At 24.1% G+C, this 673-nt stretch carries 1 protein-coding gene and 1 pseudogene; both read left to right on the top strand.

What is annotated here, in order from left to right:
* On the top strand, positions 1-361 hold a 361-nt coding region (locus CAMP5053_RS08260), incomplete at its 5' end, for a hypothetical protein (protein WP_337217646.1).
* Between the two features lie 8 nt (positions 362-369).
* Positions 370-673, top strand: a pseudogene (locus CAMP5053_RS08265) (hypothetical protein); the annotation flags it as partial.

The raw sequence follows: 673 nt of genomic DNA on the forward strand, positions 1-673 counted from the left end.
TTTACATTCAATGTTTAAAATTGCAAGTAGACTTAATAGTGGTTTAACACGACAAGAAGTAGTGAAAATTATTGAAAAACTACAAAAAGGTAGCAGTGGGAATATTCGCCTTCTGAAAAATAAAAAAGAATTAGATGAACTGTGGCAAAAATTAATAAAAAATGCCACAAAGTTAGAAGAAAAATATATTCCTATAAAAAATCATAAAACGGGACAAATTACACAAGAAAAATTGATAAGATATAAATTGAATGATGGAATTGATATTATATACAGAACAGGTTCTGGAAGTGGGGGAGAAACAATAAATATTTATGGTAAAAATCCAAAGCTCAATAAGACTATTCATATTAAACCATAGGAATAAAAGTGAAAAGAATAAAAGTAATATATGCAATGGGTAATCCTATTTTTTCTTATAAAGAAAAAGATGATATAGGATATAAAAGTTATGAAAATTTAAGTGAAGTATTAAATAATAAACAATATTTTTCTGAAATGGATTTATTTTTAGAATATTTAAGATACACAACAAAAACAGATATTCTCTTAGCATTTGAATATTTATTATTAAAACTTATTGATGATGAATTTTTTGCAAGACATGAAATAGATGCAAATATCATTCAATTTTATAATATCGATAGTCTTAATAACACTCCTTCTTTAAATG

Origin of the sequence: Campylobacter sp. S4:11 (assembly GCF_024723695.1) — a bacterium.
Taxonomy (GTDB): domain Bacteria; phylum Campylobacterota; class Campylobacteria; order Campylobacterales; family Campylobacteraceae; genus Campylobacter_D; species Campylobacter_D jejuni_C.